Here is a 15017-nt window from a genome sequence, read left to right as displayed (position 1 = left end):
GGCTCCAAGATCAACTAAAACGCCAACAAGGCGAAAGGAAATCAACATGCAGACCCTTATCGTGTTTTGCCACCTCCGTTGGGATTTCGTGTTTCAGCGTCCCCAGCACCTGATGACGCGCCTGGCGGAACACTACGACATCCTTTTCATCGAGGAGCCGGTGCAAACCGAAGGGCCCGCACACCTGAAGAAAACGGCCGTCGCGCCGAACATCACGGTGTGCCAGCCGCATACTAATGTTCCGCACTACGGCTTCCACGACGACCAGATCCCTGTCCTGCAAGGCCTGCTGTCCGACCTGGTGCCTGAAGGCGAGCGTCCGGTCGTCTGGTTCTACACCCCGATGGCGCTGCCGCTGCTGCAGGGCCTGGACCCGGCACTGGTCGTGTACGACTGCATGGACGAACTGTCCGCCTTCAAGAACCCGCCGAAGCAGCTGCTGCAGCGCGAATCGGCCCTGCTGAACATCGCCGACCTGGTCTTCACCGGCGGCCCGAGCCTGTACGAAGCCAAGAAGAACCGTCACCCGAACGCCCACTGCTTCTCGAGCAGCGTCGACGCCAACCACTTCCGCCAGGCCCTGGACGAAGCCATCTCGCACAAGGACCAGGCCCACGTTGCCGGTCCGCGCCTGGGCTTCTACGGCGTGATCGACGAGCGCTTCGACACCGGCCTGGTACGCGACATGGCCGCCGCCCACCCGGAATGGCAGATCGTGCTGGTCGGCCCGGTCGTGAAGATCGACCCTGCCGAGCTGCCGCGCGCCGAGAACGTGCACTACATGGGCCAGCGCGGCTACCAGGAACTGCCGCAGTTCCTGGCCGGCTGGGACGTCTGCCTGCTGCCGTTCGCCATGAACGAATCGACCAAGTTCATCAGCCCGACCAAGGTGCTGGAATACATGGCGGCCGAAAAGCCGAGCGTCAGCACCCCGATCACCGACGTCAAGGTGCCATACGGCGACGTGGTGGCGATCGCCGAGACCCCGGCCGAGTACATCGCCGCCTGCGAACGCATGCTGGCGCAGACGGCCGAAGAAAACGCGGCCATGGCCAAGCGCATGCGCGAAGTCGTCGCCAACACCTCGTGGGACAAGACCGCCGCCCGCATGCATGAGCTGATCAGCAACGCCGTGCCAGGCAACAAGGCCCGTTCGGCGCCGGTGGCGGCGGAAGCGCTGGTCGAGAAGCGCGCCGAGCCGCTGCCGGTGCAGGCCGCGTAAACCTTAGGCTTCGTGTCGAAAAGCCCGCTAGGTGCAAGCCTGGCGGGCTTTTTTACGTCGCTTGAAATGCGATCGGCTCAGCAAACGCGTAGGGTGGGCACTTGTGCCCACGCGGTACGTGTTCACCCTTGCACCCGCGGCGGCCATGAATCACTCGCGGCTATCGAGCGGAGCCACACCGTGCGTGGGACTCCGGACCCGCGTGTACCGCGTGGGCACAAGTGCCCACCCTACGAAAACGTTGCGCCACTCATGGGGTGGCGACTGGCCGGAATGCACACGATTGACACTCGGCCGCGACAGGCTTACATTGCCATCCTTGCAACGAAAGAGCGGAGCGCGCGCATGCGGAAGAATATGGCCAGGCAGGCTGGCGTCGACACACTATCCTGCACCGTATCCTGCGGCACGCTGGTGCTGGACAGCCAGGGCCGCCTGCTGCTTGGCCACGTGACCGGCACCGCCCACTGGGACATCCCGAAGGGCATGCAGGACCCCGGCGAAACCACCCTGGAAGCGGCGATGCGCGAACTGGGCGAGGAAAGCGGCGCGATGTTCGCACCGGAGCGTTTTGTCGACCTGGGCGAATTCGCCTACCGGCGCGACAAGCGCCTGCACCTGTACCGGGTCGAGGCCGGCGACGAGCTGGGCGACCTGTCGCAACTGGCCTGCACCAGCTGGTTTGCGCACTACAGGACCGGCAAGCCGACCCTGGAAATGGACGGCTTCCGCTGGGCCGGCCGCGCCGAAGTCAGCCAGCTGTGCTGGCCAAGAATGGCGAACCTGCTCCTCACGCTGGACTGGTAACCCCCGCCGGCGCGCGTGCGACAGCCGGCAGCGGCGGGGCCAGCGCCGCCTCGATCGTGTCCAGCGTCGCCGGCTTGGTCAGGTGCAGGTCGAAGCCGGCGCGGGCGCTGCGTTCGCGATCGGCGGGCCGCCCCAGCCGGTCAGGGCCACCAGGCGCAGGCCGTCGTTGCGCGGGTCCTTGCGGATTGCCGCCGCCACTTCGTAACCCGACATGCCCGGCATGCCAAGGTCGAGGAACACCACGGCCGGCGCGAAGCCCGCCAGCACGCGCAGCGCCGCGTGGCCGTCGTTGGCGATCGCCGTCGTGTGCCCCATCGCCCCCAGCAGCGCCGCGTGGCCGTCGTTGGCGATCGCCGTCGTGTGCCCCATCGCCCCCAGCAGGGCCGCCAGGGTGTCGGCGGCGTCGCAGTTGTCGTCGACCACCAGGATGCGCAGCGCCCTGAAGGTGGACAAATGGATAGGATCGTCCGCTTGATCACCTGGCGCGCCAGCGGATTGCGGGCCGGCCAGCGGCAGGCGCACCGTGAACACGCTGCCGGCGCCCGCGCCCGGGCTGGCGGCGGCGACACTGCCGCCATGCAGCTCGACCAGGCTGCGTACCAGCGACAGGCCGATCCCGAGGCCACCGAGGCTGCCGTTGCCGCTCACCTGGGTAAACATCTGGAATACCCGATCGAGCGCGTCGGCCGGTATGCCGATGCCGTTGTCGCGCACGCTGATCGCCAGTTCCCCGCCTTCGCATGCGGCGGCCAGCTCGATGGCGCCGCCGGGCGGCGTGTAGCGCGCAGCATTGTTCAGGAGATTGCTGACCATCTGGGTCAGGCGCGTCGGGTCGGCGTGCAGCGTCACCGGCTGCGGCGGCAGGCGCAGGCTGAAGCGATGGCGCGCGGCCGCGATCAGCGGCTCGCTGATGTCGGCGGCGGCGCGCAGCAGTTCGCCCAGGTCGATCCATTCGCGCCGCAATTCCACCTGGCCGCGCGTCACGCGCGCGACGTCGAGCAGGTCGTCGACCAGGTGCACCAGCTGGTCGAGCTGGCGGTCCATGATGGCGTGCACGCGCGCGCTGGCGGCCGGGTCGGCGCCGGCCCGGCGCAGCAGCTGGATGCCGCTGCGGATCGGCGCCAGCGGGTTGCGCAGTTCGTGCGCCAGGGTGGCCAGGAACTCGGTCTTCAGGCGGTTTGCCTCGGCCAGGTCGGCCGCCAGGCGCCGCAGTTCGTCTTCGCCGCGGCGGCGTTCGGTGATGTCCTTGAACAGCACCGCCAGCCGGTGCTCGGCCGGTGCACCGATCGGGGTGGCGTACAGGTCGAACCAGCGGCCCAGCGCGCGCGCCTCGTTGACGAAGCGCGCCGGCTCGCCCGTGACCACCACCCGCCCGAAGATGTCGAACCAGTGCTGTTCGTGCTCGGGCGCGATGTCGCGCATGCGGCGGCCCACGACGCCCTGCAGGCCGGTCTGGCCATCGAACGCCGGATTGGTTTCCACGAAACGGTAGTCGCAGGGCTGGCCGGCGGTGTCGAACAGCACCTCGATCACGCACATCGCCTCGTCCATGGCGTCGAACAGGGTGCGGTAGCGTTCCTCGCTGGCGCGCAACTGGGCTTCGGCCTCGAACTGGCGGGTGGCGTCGATCACCACGCCGCTGACCGAGCGCGGCGCGCCGTCCGTGCCCGCGTCCACCTGGCCACGCGCGATCACCCAGCGCCAGCGTCCTTCCGGGGCGCGCACGCGGAAGGTGGCGTCGTAGCCGGCGCCGCTGCGCAGCGAGGCGCGCAGGCGCTCGCGGGTGGCGGCCAGGTCGTCGGGGTGCAGCGCCGCCAGGTAGGCGGCCATTGGGGCGCCGGGCGGCAGGGCGCCGCCGAACATCGCGGCCAGGCGGGCGTCGCCGCGCACCTGGTCGGCCGCGATGTCCCATTCTCAGACCGCCAGGTTGGCGGCGGCCAGGATGGCTTCCTGGCGTTCGCTGGCCTGGGCCAGGGCGCGCTCGGCGCGGCGCCGTTCGGCGGCGCTGTGGAAGGCATCGACGTAGAAGCGGGCCTTCGCGGCGAGGATGGTTGGCGACACCGGATCGTTCAGGACGGCGATGGCGCCGGCTTCATAAACCTGTTCCGGCAGCGAGGGGTTCGAGGGCGGGGAAGGCGGCAGGCCGAGCACCACGACCGGCGTGTGGCCGGCACGGTCGCTGGCGCGCATCCGGCCGACCGTTCGCAGCAGGGCATCGTCGTCGCCGGCATGGCCGACCAGGATCAGGGCGAAATCGGTGGTATCGGCCTGGCCCAGCGCTTCGGCTGCGGACCTGGCCCGCACCACCGCTTGGCCGAGCCGGGCGCCGACCTGGGCCACCGTCGGATCGAAGGCATCCGATTCGCACACGAACAGGATCAGGCCGGCGGCAGGGGCGTTCACTGCCTGGCCCCAGGCGGCATACGGAACGCGGCGGGCGCGGAGGCGGGTTGGTACGGTCTCATGGGTGGGCGGCCGGGTGCAAGGCAGGTCCGGCTCTCGTTGTCCTTGATGTAAGAATGTAAAACTGCCGCGTGAGAATGTCAATCTTTCGCCCAGCCGTATGCGGACGGCGCCGTCCAAGCCCCTGTGACATTGTTTCCACAGGCGAACCCGAAAAACGCCCGGGCACTTCGCCGCGGCCGGGTTTGGGCGTAGCATGGGCGCACGCCCGGCCACTGATACGAGATGGCAGCAACAGACAGGGCGCGGACAAGGAGACAGCAAAATGCAAGACGCAGCACACAGCCCCAAACCGGGCCCCGACAGCTACGACGTCGCCACCATCATGGGCGGCCTGTACGGGGACGGCATCATCGCCTGCAAGGGCGCCTTCGAGCGCGCCTGGGTCGAGCGCCTGGGCCAGGACATCGCCACGCTGTTCGCGGAAGCGCGCGCGCGGCCGGGCGGGGCGCTCGAACGCGGGCCGAACCGCTATTACGTGGAAGCGCATCCCGAACGCATTTCAGGCTTTGCCGACATCATCGGCCATCCCTGGGTGGTGGCGGTGTGCCGCGCGGTGCTCGGCCCCGACTACCGCATCGTGGAGGCCGGCTTCGACATTCCCGGGCCGGGCGCACTGCACCAGCCCTGGCACCGCGACTTTGCCTCGCCCGAGGCGACCCTGAAGGGCCGGCGCCTGAACTCGCTCGCCTTTAACATCACCACGGTGGACGTCGACGAAGACATGGGTCCGTTCGAGATCGCACCCGGCACCCAGTGGGACGACCTGGGCGACGGCGACCCGATGTTCCCGCCGCGCGAGCTCTGGGGCCGCTACGAGGCGCGCGCCCAGCGCAAGCTGCCGCGCATGGGCGACATCTCGGCGCGCTCGGCGTTGACCATCCACCGCGGCACGGCGAACCAGTCGAACCGTTCGCGGCCGGTGTTCGTGCTCGGCGTCGACGCCCCCGACGCGCGCAACGCCGACAAGCACGACCTGCAGCTGAGCCGCACCTACTACGAGAGCCTGGCGCCGCAGCTGCGCGAACACATCACCTGCCGCGTGGTCGACGGCCTGGAGAACATCGTGCAGGCGCATACCATCGAGGGGCTGCGCATGGGCCTGACGATGTAAGTCTCGAAGACTGTAAAGCCGGAAAAGAAGAAGGCGCTGTCACCGTTGGCTGTGGATGGGTCCGATTGCAAGGCGAAACAATTGATCGGCAGAAGTGATGTTCCCGCCATCGAGCATGCGGCGCCAGCCCAGGTAGTTCGGCAGGTAGCGCGACGCGACGCCGTGAAACGGCAACAACCATTCGCGCAGGCGCTGGTGATAGGCGTTCACGTTCTGCACATGGACGAGCCCGGAGGCGCCCATGCGCGTGCGTTCGCCGGTACGGACATTGACGGACTGGTGCGCAATGCCGTGTGCACGGGCGAAAGCACGGTAGGCGGCGTTTGCGTCGGTCACGAGCAAGACGTCCCGGTCCAGGAAGGGCAGCAGGTGGCGCTCCAGCTGGACCTTGCTGACAGGGCCGCGGCCGGTAACGGCATCGACCGTCTGTTTGTTGCGGTCACGCGCCACCAGGATGCAGTCGAGCTCGCGCGAGATGCCGCGCCTGCTAGCTACGCCGCCCCGTTTGCGCGCTGGCCGGTCGAGCCTGCGCGACCCCTTCTGGGATTCCAGGATGAACATTTCGTCGGCCTCGGCGATGCCGTTCAGGCGCGCCGGCCGGTCTTCCTTGACCCGGTCGAGAAAGCGATGGCGCCAGCGAAAAGCGGTGTTGCGGTGCACCTTGACCTCGTCCGCCGCCGCGCGCACCGGGCGCGACGCACGCAGCGCATCGAGGTAATCGAGCCATTTCCCTTTCAACCGCAGACGTGCCAATGGGGTGCCGGTCAAATCGTTGAAGGTGCGCCGGCACGAGAAGCAGCGGTAGCGCTGCAGGTCATTCGCGTGACCATGCCGATGCCAGCGCTCGCACAGGCAAAGAGGGCAGCCTCGTCCCGGGGAGCGGCATTTTTCGTTCAGGGCAACCACCAGGTGCAACCCCGCCCCCCGGCGCAGGGCGTCGAGGACCTGCAGCCGCTGGGGCTGGTTCAGTGCGGGCAAGGCGGCAAACCACTTCGTGAAGCGAGGTGCTTTCATGGTCGACCCGTATCGATGGCGATACGGATTCGACCGAGAATGAGCTCAGCAGTTCACTTCTCATCCATAGCTAACGGTGACAGCGCCAAGAAGAAAGCCTGCGCGGCTTCCACCGCGCAGGCTTCCTCCTGCTGTCGTACTATTTACCGCAGCCGGTCTCAGGGCTTGCCTGCGTCCTCGCTGTCGGGCTCGGTGCTGACCGTGTCCGGCAGCGACTCGGTGATGCTGCCCGGCATCTGGCCGACGCGGCGCGTGTCGTCGCCCTGGATGTCGAGGCTGACTTCCTCGGCCACCTCGAAGCGCCCATCTTCCGCGCCTTCTTCGCCCGGCAACAGGTTTTCCGAGCGGTTCAGGTCGTCGGTGCCTGGCTGCTCGTTTGCCTGCTCGTTTCCTTGCGGTTTGGCTTGCTGGTCTAGTGTCGTCATGTTTCCTCCGTATGCTGGTCAACAATCATGACTTCATTATCACAGACACAAACCGGGCCAGGCGCACGCTACCGGCGCGCCTTCGTCTTCGGCAAGTTCTTTTCCAGGATCGCCCACAGGATCAGGCCATAGGCCAGCAGGCGGATCAGGTAATGCAGGGGCGAGTCCTCGCCGCCGGCGTCGTGCAGCGCGGAATACAGGCGGTGCACGCCTTCGATGAAGAAGGAGAGGGCGAAGTAGAGGAAGAACCGGTCGCGCGAGTCGCGCCAGAAGCGCAGGAAGAACAGCGCGATGACGAGCGAGCCCATGGTGATGGCGCCGGTGAACAGTTCGGTCATGTCACTCCTTCTCGTAGATCAGGCCATACAGCAGCAGGGCAATGGCGACCAGGGCGCTGATCAGCCGCGCTGGCAGGAAATTGATATCCGGGAAGACGATCTTGTCGAGCAAGAGGAACAGATTGTTCAGCGTCATCACCGCAAAGCAGGAACCACTCCAGAACAGCAGCCGGTAGCGCGTGCGCCGGTAACTGGCGAACAACAGCCAGGCGCAGGCGAGCGAGGTCAGGATGCACAGGATGTAGATCGTTTCCGCCACTTACGAATCCTTTCGCAGTTTGAAGGCATCGGCGAATTGTTGCGCCTTGCGGTCGAGGGAAGAGTGAATCAGGTGGGTGACTTCCACCAGGTGCTTCGCATACAGCTCGGCCAGCGCATCGATGCGTTCGCCCAGCTGCGGCGAGCCGGGCCGGTACTGGTAGCAGCCCGGGGCATCCGCGCAGGGCGCTACCATGCCGGCGCGGCACAGGTCTTCCAGCAGGGTATGGGCGGTGCGTTCGCGTACATAGAGGCGCTGGGCCAGCATCTCGCTGTGCCATTCTTGCGCCGGATCGGCACGCAACAGCAGCAGCGCTTCGAGGAAGGGTACGGACGGAATGCTGGTCAGCACAAAGCGCCGTAGGTCCTCCGGAATCGGGGCCTGTTCCATTGACGGTGGTTTGTTTCCGTTACGGAATGTTAACAAAAGAGCGGGTATTCTAGAGGATTCCCTTAGACAATGCACAATCAATCGTGCGCCGTGTCAGCTCATTTGTCCTGAAACTGTGGCATGCAGGGCGGGTGAGGGCGGATGTGTCGGCTACAATACGGGCTCGTTACATTCTTTCAACCGAGCACATGTTTCAGAGAATATTCAGCGCGGCCGCACTCGCCGCCGCGCTTTCCACCGGCCTGCTGGCCCCGTCGCTGGCAGCGGCAGCCGGTACCGGCTGCCCCGCGCACTACGCCGACGGCCGCGCCCCCGAAATCCGCAACCCCAAGCTGGCCAGCGCCACCCGCGAACTGTGCTACGGCGTGTTCGGCGTGATGCATTCCGGGATCACCCGCACCCCGCTGTGGTCGGCCGAGAACCTGCGCGCCGAAAACGTCGCCGCAGCCCAGGGCATGAAGCGCGACAACGACTTCCATGCCGAATCGCGCCTGCCGCGCTCGCAGCGCGCCGAGTTGTCGGACTACGCGCGCAGCGGCTTCGATCGCGGCCACCTGGCGCCGAATGGCGACATGCCCGACAAGCGCACCCAGCGCGAAAGCTTCACGCTGGCGAACATGGTGCCGCAGGATGGCGACCACAACCGCCACATCTGGGCGCCGATCGAGGGCGAGGTGCGCAAGATGGCGAAGAAGGAAGGGCAGCTGTACGTGATTACCGGGCCTGCCTTCCTCGGCAACAACCTGCGCAAGGTCGGGAACGTGCTGGTGCCGAGCCACATGTATAAAGTGGTGTACAGTCCGCGCCAGAAAATGGCGGCGGCCTGGTTCACCGAGAACCGTGCGCATGCGGACATCCAGGTGATCCCGGTGGCCGAACTCGAACGCATCGTCGGCATCGAGTTCCTGCCGTCGCTGAGCCGGCAGCAAAAGGAGCGCATGCTGCGCCTGCCCAATATCAAGCTAAAGAAACCATCCAAAGAGCCGCGCGACTTCTGGTCCGGCCTGAGAGGATAAGGAACCGAAATGAACGCCAAGAAAAAATCTGACCCGAAAACCTTCGTTCCCTTCGCCAGCGAAGCCGACGTGCTGCACATCGGCGACCTGATGGTCGAGAACCGCCTGGACCGCATCACGCTCTCGGGCGACGTCGACCTGACGCTGGACGCGGCCGGCCTGGCGCTGGCGCGGCGCCTGCACGGGCTGCTGGGCGATATCGTCGGCAAGATGGAAGGGCAGGACTTGCCGGCCACTTTGCCGGCGCCGGACGTGCAGCAGGTCGAAAATCCTTTCAATTAATCTTTGATTAAGATTCGGTTAAGTCTTTTCCCGGTGCCGAACGGGTCCTGAACTCCCGCGCGCCGGCGCCTCCGCCGCCGGCGCCTGCATCTTCCGCATTTCGCAGACAGCCTTTACCTGCGGGCTTCCTGTCGATTCCCCTCGCTGTCTCGCCCCCGTTTTTACTGCTCAAAAACCTCATCCATTTACTGCAGTCAATGGTGCGCGACCCCGCCACAGTTTGGAGTAACCTGAGCTGGTCTCGCGTCAGCGACCAAACGGAGCCGATTCAATGGCAGGTAACACGTCAGACCCAACAGGACAGGATCTGTTGACGATCCCGGTCGTCGCGGAACAGCTCGCGGTCGGCACCCGGACGGTTGACACCGGGCGCGGCGTCCGCATTCACAAGACCGTGCTCGAGCAGCCGGTCACCATCGACGAGCGCCTGGTGCGCGAGGAGGTGGCGATCGAGCACGTCGCGGTCGACCGCATCGTCGCGCCCGATGAGGCGCCCACCACCCGCTACGAAGGCGACACGATGATCGTGCCGATTCTCGAGGAAGTGCTGGTGGTGGAGCGCCGCGTGCGCATCAAGGAAGAGCTCCACATAACCCGTATTCAGCGTGAAGAAACGCATCGTGAAGCGGTCGTGCTGAAGGCCGAACAGGTCAGCATCGAACGCTTCGACGAATCCGGGACCCCGCCAACGAAGTGACCATATTACTGGAGGAATGATCATGCAACATACCCTGATTGCTGTCTTCGACAATCACAACGACGCGGTAAGCGCCAAGAACGAACTGCTGTCCTCGGGCTTCTCGAGTGCCGACGTGCGCCTCTCGCACGGCAACGAGGATCCATCCCTGGCCGCGAAGGGCGTGACCCCTTCGGGCTCGCTGACCGACACGGCGGCCACCTCGGGCGACAATGAGCCTGGCATCGGTACCAGCATCAAGAACTTCTTCAGCGACATCTTCGGCGCCGATACCGACGAGCACCACACCAAGTACTCGAACGCGGTGGCCCAGGGCAACCACGTGCTGACGGTGAACACCGACAGCGAGCCGGAAGTCGAACGCGCTGCCGACATCGTCGAGCGCTACGGCCCGGTCGATATCGACGAGCAGTCGGAAAAATGGGCATCCGGCGCCGGCCTGGGCGGCATGAATTCGCCGGGCGCCGGCGTGATGGGCGTGGGCGCGGGCGGCCTGCAGCAGTCGCAATCGATGTCGCTGCAGTCCGACAACGACCGCCTGCCGCTGAACCAGCAATCGCTGAACGACCCGAACCCGATGGGCACCACCTACCAGGAACCGATGTCCTCGCACGACCAACTGAGCGCCGGCAGCTACGGCACCGGTAGCGGCAACCTGCAGACCAGCATGGGTTCGAGCAACCCGTCGGCCGGTTCCGATGCGCTGTCGGGCTCGTCGTCCGGTTCGTCCCCGCTAACGGGTTCGTCCTCGTCGCTGCAGGGCTCCTCGCTGGAAGGCTCGGCCAAGTCGGGCGCCAGCATGCAGGACACCTCGCTCACGGGTTCCTCGCTGAGCGGTTCGTCGTCGTCGTCGCTGTCCGGCTCCTCGCTGACCGGCTCGCAGCAGCGCGACACGAACACCGCCGCCATTCCGGTGGTGCAGGAACAGCTGAAGGTCGGCAAGCGTGAAGTCCAGCGCGGCGGCGTGCGCGTGTTCTCGCGTGTCGTCGAAACCCCGGTCAACGAATCGATCGGCCTGCGCGAAGAGCACGTGAACGTGCAGCGCCGCAGCGTCGACGAGCCGATCAGCACCACGGACGCGGCCGCCTTCAAGGAGCAGTCGATCGAAATGCGCGAAACGGCCGAGGAAGCCGTGGTCGAGAAATCGGCGCGCGTGGTCGAGGAAGTGACGATCAACAAGGAAGTCGCCCAGCGCGAACAGCAGATCAACGACACGGTGCGCCATACCGAAGTCGAGATCGAGCAACTGGGCGGCAATTCGGCCCGCTCGAGCATGATGAGCGACGACGATTACTACCGCAACCACTTCACCAGCAACTACGGCAGCACCGGCGATGCGTACGACGACTACGCACCGGCCTACAGCTACGGCTCGGAAATGGCGCGCAACCAGAAGTACAGCGGCCGCCAGTGGGACGACGTCGAGACCGACCTGTCGAGCGACTGGTCGACCCGCGCCGGCAACAAGGCTGGCTCGACCTGGGCCAAGATGAAGAACGCCGTCAAGCACGGCTGGGATCGCGTGACGAACGACGACGACGATTCCTACTACCGCAACCACTACAACGCCACCTACAGCAGCACGGGCGTCGGCGACGACTTCGACAGCTACAAGCCGGCCTACAGCTACGGTTCGGAAATGCGCAAGAGCGATTCATACCGCAACCGTCCGTGGGACGACGTCGAAACCGACCTGCACAGCAACTGGGACGCGCGCTACCCGAACAACGGCGTGTCGACCTGGGACAAGATGAAGGCGGCTGTCCGTCATGGCTGGGATCGCATGACGTCGTAATCGCGTTCAACACCGGGCCGGCCGCCGCACTGCCGGCCCCGCGTTAACGACGAAGGGCGCCTCGCGGCGCCCTTTGTTTTTACGTTCTACGGCTTGAATGGCGAAATCGCCCCTATTTGGGTTCTACGGCTTGAATGGCGAAACCGTCTCCAGTAGGGTGGGCACTCCGTGCCCACGCGGATTCAACACACCGATACAGGAACAGGCAACAGCCCCACGGATGTTCGAACACCCGCACCGCTCCGCGGACCGGTGGGGTGAGCGACGGTACGGCCGCGTGGGCACAAGTGCCCACCCTACGAACTGCCTAACGCATCACTCGGCGAAAGCCTGCGCGGCCGGGGTAATCTTCACCTTGTCCGCAGCAATCCCCAGCTTCATGTTCCCAATCACCTGGTCTTCATCCAGCACCGCCTGCGGCTTGGCTGCATCGTACTTGATCGGCGAGAACGCATCCGACACCAGCGCCTGTTTCAGTCCACCCGCATCCTTGGTAATCACCACCACCGACAGGTTTTTCGCCGACAGATGCTTCCTGATCGCCGCATTCACGTCGGCCACGGTCAGCTTCGACAGCCCGTCGCGCATCAACCGGGTAAACTCCGGCGTGTCGTACCACTGCGAATCCAGGGCATAACCCAGGCGCTGGTCCTGGGTCGCGGTCATCACGAACACGTTCTTCATCAGGTAGCCGCGCGTGGTCTCGAAGTCTTCCTGCGACATACCCTGGTCGACCATCTTGCCCAGTTCCGACAGCGCCAGGCGCAGCGTGAAGTGGGCGTTCTGCGGCGCGACCGGACGGATCCACACCTCGAACAACTGCGCCTTGCGGCCCAGGTTAGGACGGGGGAAGAAGCCGTACATGCCGCCCGGGAAGGCTTCGATGTAGGCATAGTCGCCGTAGTTCAGGCCGCGCAGTTCGCGGATCTGCTGGTACAAATGGGCGCTCGAGGCGCGGTGCTCGCCCAGCCAGGTCTTGGCCAGCCACAGCGCCGGGAAATCCGGATGGCGGCGCGTCACTTCCAGGGGCAAGCCGAACGACATCGCCGTGGCGCGGGTGTTCTTCTCGATGATCTCGACTTCCAGGCCCTGCGGCTTGCGGCCTTGCGGCGCCGTGGTTGCCGGCAGCCCGGCGCCCTGCGGCAGGCGCGCCAGTGCGGTCTTCAGCGAGGCCGTCATGGCATCGCTGACGTCGCCGGAGATACCGACACGCACCGCGCCCTGGGTGTAGGCCTGCTTGTAGAAAGCCTTGACGTCGTCGAGCGTGATGGCGTCGATGCCCTTCGCCGTGCCCAGCACCGGATGGCCGTAGCCCGTGCCGGCGAAGACGTTGGCCTGCAGGCGCTCCTTGCCGAATTCTTCCTCGTTATTGTCCTTCAGGTCGAGCTGCAGGGCGTTCTTCTGCGCGTCCTTCAGGCGGCGGAAGTCTTCCTCGCGGAAGCCCGGCTCGATCAGCTGCGGCAGGGCGATGTCGAGGAATTCGTTCCACTTGTCCTTGTGGATCGAACCGGAGAAGGTGGTCATCTCCTTGTCGACCTGGTCCGAGAAGCTGCCAGCCAGCGGGAACAGCGACTTGGTGATCTCGTCGATCTTGCGCTCGCGCGAACCGGCTTCCGAGACCATGGAGGCGGTCAGGGCCGCCAGGCCTTCCTTGCCTTTCGGGTCGTGCGCCGAACCGGCGGCGAACAGCAGCTTGAAGCGCACCTGCGGCAGGGCCGATTTCTGCACCAGCACGTCGAACTTCGCATCCGATGCCCTTGGCGTCAGCGACGCCAGCTTCGGCAGCGCGTCGATGCCGGCGGGCAGGGCGTCGTGCGCCAGGGTGGTGACGACCATGCTGTCGTCGACCAGGTACTTGCGCGCCGCGGCCTGCAAATCGGCCGGGGTCAGGCTGTCGACCAGGCGGTAGTAGCGGTTCAGGGTGCCGTAGGAACGGTTGAAGTGCACGTAGGAAGCCAGGGTGGCGGCGATCTGCTCGGTGTTATCCAGCGAGCGGATCAGGCCATACTTGTTGGCCGACTTCGCATCCGCCAGTTCCTTCTCGGTGACCGGCGTATCGCGCAGCTGGGCAATCGTCTGCAGGATGGCGTCGCGCACGTACAGGGCGTCGGCCGGCTTTTTCACGCGGGCGCCGATGGTGGCCAGCGAAGGGTCGATGCGGTTCGGCGTGTAGTCGAACAGCTGGTCGACCTTTTGCTCGTCCTGCACCAGGCGCTTGTACAGCGGCGAGGTCGAACCGAACGAGAGCGAGAGCAGCATCGACAACGCGGCCCCGTCCTTCTGGGTGTCGGAAAAGGCCGGGGCGCGGAAGGCGACCGTCACGAAGGGCAGGGTCGCGGTCGGCCAGGGCACGTGGCGGTACATGGCGCCGCGTGGCGCAGGCTCGGCCGGCACCGGCGCGTTGTAGCTGCCTTTCTGCCAGGCCGACCAGTACTTCTCGACCATGGCGATGGCCTTCTGCGGCTCGACGTCGCCGGCCACGATGATGGTCGTGCGCTCGGGGCGGTACCAGCGGTCGAAGAAGACCTTCGAATACTCGTACTGGTTCGGCATGTCCTCGATGTCTTTCAGGAAGCCCATCGTGGTGTGTTTATAGGTGTGCGTGGTGAAGGCGGCGTCGCGCTGCACCTCGAACAGCTTCTGCATCGGGTTCGCGCTGTTCTTGTTGTATTCGCCCAGCACGGCGCGCGATTCGGTCTTGAAGGCCTCGATCGGGTAGGACAGGTGCTGGAAACGGTCGGCCTCGACCTTCAGCACGGTTTCCAGGTCTTCCTTGGCGAACGTGGTGTAGTAATTCGTCAGGTCGTCGCTGGTGTAGGCGTTCTGGCGCGCGCCGGCCTTGGTGATGACTTCCTGGTACTTTTCAGGCGGATAGGCCTTGGTGCCGCGGAACATCATGTGCTCGAAGAAGTGGGCAAAGCCCGACTTGCCCGGCTCGACCTCGTTACGCGAGCCGGTTTGCACCGGAATCGTCACCGACACCAGGTTCGGGAAACCGGTCGGCACGACGATGACTTTCAGGCCGTTGGCCAGGGTCTTTTCGGTGGCCTTGAAAGGCAGGACGTCGCTGCCGGCGCTATTGCTGGAAGGGGCCGCCTTGGCTGGCGCCGCCTGGGCCGGCAAGGTGAATGCCGGTGCGGACAGCGCGAGCAGCGCCATCGGGAAGAGTTTGGACACACTGTCTCCTTGGGAAAA

General features: G+C 65.6%; 15 protein-coding genes. 7 read left to right on the top strand and 8 right to left on the bottom strand.

Features of this window, described 5'->3' with window-relative positions; translation table 11 throughout:
- Window positions 1-46 precede the first annotated feature (46 nt).
- Together QWL29_RS07145 and QWL29_RS07140 are read left to right on the top strand one after the other, a co-directional pair.
- The gene (locus QWL29_RS07145) at window positions 47-1222 is read left to right on the top strand and encodes a glycosyltransferase (RefSeq protein WP_305822193.1); all 1176 of its coding nucleotides are present in this window, start codon (window positions 47-49) and stop codon (window positions 1220-1222) included.
- 345 nt (window positions 1223-1567) lie between these two features.
- On the top strand, window positions 1568-2029 hold the full coding sequence (locus tag QWL29_RS07140) for an NUDIX hydrolase (protein WP_305822192.1): 462 nt from the start codon (window positions 1568-1570) through the stop codon (window positions 2027-2029).
- Window positions 2030-2107: 78 nt separating this feature from the next.
- On the opposite strand, the gene QWL29_RS07135 is transcribed toward QWL29_RS07140, so the two are convergent.
- The gene (locus QWL29_RS07135) at window positions 2108-3919 is read right to left on the bottom strand and encodes a hybrid sensor histidine kinase/response regulator (RefSeq protein WP_305822191.1); all 1812 of its coding nucleotides are present in this window, start codon (window positions 3917-3919) and stop codon (window positions 2108-2110) included.
- Window positions 3920-3943: 24 nt separating this feature from the next.
- Window positions 3944-4432, bottom strand: coding sequence for a response regulator (locus QWL29_RS07130; protein WP_305822190.1), 489 nt, complete (start codon window positions 4430-4432; stop codon window positions 3944-3946).
- Window positions 4433-4757: 325 nt separating this feature from the next.
- Between QWL29_RS07130 and QWL29_RS07125 the strand changes: the two genes are divergently transcribed.
- Window positions 4758-5606, top strand: coding sequence for a phytanoyl-CoA dioxygenase family protein (locus QWL29_RS07125; RefSeq protein WP_305822189.1), 849 nt, complete (start codon window positions 4758-4760; stop codon window positions 5604-5606).
- A gap of 39 nt (window positions 5607-5645) precedes the next feature.
- Here the strand turns inward: QWL29_RS07125 and QWL29_RS07120 are convergent, their stop codons facing one another.
- From QWL29_RS07120 to QWL29_RS07100, 5 genes are all read right to left on the bottom strand, one after another.
- The gene (locus QWL29_RS07120; RefSeq protein ID WP_305822188.1) at window positions 5646-6620 is read right to left on the bottom strand and encodes an IS1595 family transposase; all 975 of its coding nucleotides are present in this window, start codon (window positions 6618-6620) and stop codon (window positions 5646-5648) included.
- Window positions 6621-6778: 158 nt separating this feature from the next.
- Complete coding sequence (locus QWL29_RS07115) at window positions 6779-7045, bottom strand: hypothetical protein (RefSeq protein ID WP_305822187.1); 267 nt, start codon at window positions 7043-7045, stop codon at window positions 6779-6781.
- Window positions 7046-7113: 68 nt separating this feature from the next.
- Window positions 7114-7383, bottom strand: a complete 270-nt coding sequence (locus QWL29_RS07110) for a DUF5985 family protein (RefSeq protein WP_305822186.1) — start codon at window positions 7381-7383, stop codon at window positions 7114-7116.
- Window position 7384: 1 nt separating this feature from the next.
- Complete coding sequence (locus QWL29_RS07105) at window positions 7385-7642, bottom strand: DUF5985 family protein (RefSeq protein ID WP_290423480.1); 258 nt, start codon at window positions 7640-7642, stop codon at window positions 7385-7387.
- A complete protein-coding gene (locus QWL29_RS07100) occupies window positions 7643-7993 on the bottom strand; it encodes a hypothetical protein (protein ID WP_305822185.1) in 351 nt (116 codons plus the stop codon).
- 227 nt (window positions 7994-8220) lie between these two features.
- Between QWL29_RS07100 and QWL29_RS07095 the strand changes: the two genes are divergently transcribed.
- The 4 genes from QWL29_RS07095 (at window position 8221) to QWL29_RS07080 (ending at window position 11822) form a co-directional block, all read left to right on the top strand.
- Window positions 8221-9048: a DNA/RNA non-specific endonuclease gene (locus QWL29_RS07095; RefSeq protein WP_305822184.1), complete on the top strand. Its 828-nt coding sequence runs from the start codon at window positions 8221-8223 to the stop codon at window positions 9046-9048.
- Window positions 9049-9057: 9 nt separating this feature from the next.
- Complete coding sequence (locus QWL29_RS07090) at window positions 9058-9330, top strand: hypothetical protein (protein WP_305822183.1); 273 nt, start codon at window positions 9058-9060, stop codon at window positions 9328-9330.
- Between the two features lie 310 nt (window positions 9331-9640).
- The gene (locus tag QWL29_RS07085; RefSeq protein WP_305822182.1) at window positions 9641-10027 is read left to right on the top strand and encodes a YsnF/AvaK domain-containing protein; all 387 of its coding nucleotides are present in this window, start codon (window positions 9641-9643) and stop codon (window positions 10025-10027) included.
- A gap of 22 nt (window positions 10028-10049) precedes the next feature.
- Complete coding sequence (locus tag QWL29_RS07080) at window positions 10050-11822, top strand: YsnF/AvaK domain-containing protein (protein ID WP_305822181.1); 1773 nt, start codon at window positions 10050-10052, stop codon at window positions 11820-11822.
- Window positions 11823-12137: 315 nt separating this feature from the next.
- Here QWL29_RS07080 and QWL29_RS07075 read toward each other — a convergent pair whose 3' ends face one another.
- A complete protein-coding gene (locus tag QWL29_RS07075) occupies window positions 12138-14999 on the bottom strand; it encodes a M16 family metallopeptidase (protein ID WP_305822180.1) in 2862 nt (953 codons plus the stop codon).
- Window positions 15000-15017 lie beyond the last annotated feature (18 nt).

Origin of the sequence: Massilia brevitalea (assembly GCF_030711405.1) — a bacterium.
GTDB classification, from domain to species: Bacteria; Pseudomonadota; Gammaproteobacteria; order Burkholderiales; family Burkholderiaceae_D; genus Telluria; species Telluria brevitalea.
This window is presented reverse-complemented; position numbering and strand designations above follow the sequence as displayed.